General features: G+C 53.9%; 2 protein-coding genes. Both read left to right on the top strand.

Translation table 11 applies throughout. The features are described from left to right. On the top strand, window positions 1-790 hold a 790-nt coding region (locus tag GOV90_RS21035; RefSeq protein ID WP_171172940.1), incomplete at its 5' end, for an IS3 family transposase. Between the two features lie 368 nt (window positions 791-1,158). Continuing rightward, window positions 1,159-1,947 (top strand): hypothetical protein, encoded by a 789-nt coding sequence (locus GOV90_RS21030; RefSeq protein ID WP_171106071.1) that lies wholly within the window; start codon window positions 1,159-1,161, stop codon window positions 1,945-1,947. Window positions 1,948-2,091 lie beyond the last annotated feature (144 nt).

The following is a 2,091-nucleotide window of genomic DNA, read 5'->3' as shown; positions in this document are numbered from 1 at the left end:
GCGCAGAGCCTGTCGCGTGCTGGGACAACATCGTTCCACACAGAGGCACATCCCGAGAGGCCGTGTCGATGAGGATCGGTTGGTTGCCGACATGATCGAATTGGCCAGGCAGTATGGTCGATACGGCTATCGTCGAATTGCGGCCTTGCTCAGAGAGGCAGGTTGGTCGGTCAGCGATGGCCGTGTCGAACGACTATGGCGGAGAGAGGGGCTGAAGGTTCCCGCAAAACAACCGAGGAAGGGGCGGCTCTGGCTGAACGATGGCTCGTGTGTTCGGCTGAGGCCGGAGTATCGCAATCATGTATGGAGCTATGACTTCGTTCATTGTCGAACCGACGATGGCAAAGCTTTTCGGACGCTGAACATCCTTGATGAGCACAGCCGGGAGTGCCTTGCGATCAGAGTGAAGCGCAAGCTGAACTCGGTCGATGTGATCGATGCCCTGACGGATCTGTTCATACTGCGCGGTGCACCCCGCTTCATACGTTCAGACAATGGGCCAGAATTTATCGCCCAGGCCGTCCGAGACTGGATCGCCGCAGTTGGCGCCCAGACGGCTTACATTGAACCTGGGAGCCCGTGGGAGAACGGATACTGTGAAAGTTTCAATGGCAGGTTCAGGGATGAGCTACTCAACGGTGAAGTCTTCTACAGCCTGCGCGAAGCTCAAATTCTGATCGAACAATGGAGGAGACACTACAACACAAAACGCCCCCACAGTGCACTGGGCTATCGCCCGCCAGCACCTGAAACCATCATCCCGATGGATCACAGGCCGATGATGCACTAACAATCAAATCGGACCAGTCAGATGAGGCTGCTCACCGTCGCCCTATTCAAGACATTCGCGCCTTCGGACCAAATGGACGCTGTTCCCGCCCCGCAATGGTCGGTCCGGATCGCTCCAAACGCTAGGTTTCAATTTCTATCCTCAGATTGTCTTTCAACCACCGCTTTGGCGAAACCCGCTGCCTCCGTTATGTAATCGTTCAGTTCCACTGGGACTCACTCAGGGAAATCAACACAAAACCAATCGAAATGTGGAGATTAAAACACATCCGTTGAGAAGCATCATCCGGTCGTTGACGACCTCTAAACCGCTTAGGTAGAGACACTGTATTGAGCCGTTGCATAGGGAATGATGTTTTGGATTTTGAGGTGGCGAGTTTTTGGTACGGACAACCGCTCTCTTGCGTGGAGCGTGTCTGTATTCAGTCCTTTCTCGACCATGGCTACACGTATCATCTCTATGTTCTGGATTTGGACATTGATGTCCCGGACGGTGTCATCGTCCATGACGCCCGCGAAATATATGGCGTGGGCAAAACCGACCAGCTTGATGCGTCACGCAAACGCGCCGCGGTGTATTCGGATGTGTTCCGAATCTATCTGATGCAAAAAACCGATTACGTCTGGGTCGATCTGGACATCTATTGCGTAAATCCCCTGCACGTGAAGTCCGATTACCTGTTCGGCCTGATTAGGCGGAACAACTCGATGAACAACTGCGTTCTGCGTCTTCCAAAGGGCTCACTGGCCCTGAAACTTATCATCAACTTCTTGGAATCTGATGTGCCATTTCCGTTTTGGCTCGGGCCGGAACGCACACAGAAGTTAGTTGACCGATACCAGGCAGGCGATCGATTCACGCTGTATGACCTTCCCTGGACGACAACCGGCCCCAGTGTCACCCGCTGGGCCCTGAGCGCGACCGGCGAGATCAGTCGCGGCCAGCACTGGCATTTGTATTTTCCGCGCCGCGGTTTTTTGGATCCCGAACGTGGTTTAGACGACTACGAACCCGACTGGGTTCGGTTCCATCATTTCCAGGGCGAAACCAGAAGCAATATGAGGGCGCATTACGGTGGGTTGCCGCCTGAAGGAAGCTACATTGATGTTGTCTGCAAACGTCACGGTATAGACCCTGCGCTATATCCGGTCGTTTAAGCTCCGCTATCACGCCGCTCAGCGGGCCTCTCAGCTTTCGTCATAGGATTTACCCGTTTGACCGTGGGGTGATTGATTTTGCGGATCAATTGTAGATCGAGGGGTCTGTGTTGTGATTTTCCGACGTTGGTTGCGGGAGTAGGA

It is taken from the genome of Ruegeria sp. HKCCA5929 (assembly GCF_013034525.1).
Lineage (GTDB): Bacteria > Pseudomonadota > Alphaproteobacteria > Rhodobacterales > Rhodobacteraceae > Ruegeria.
Note: the sequence above shows the minus strand (reverse complement) of the source record. Positions and strands in the feature narration are given on the sequence as shown.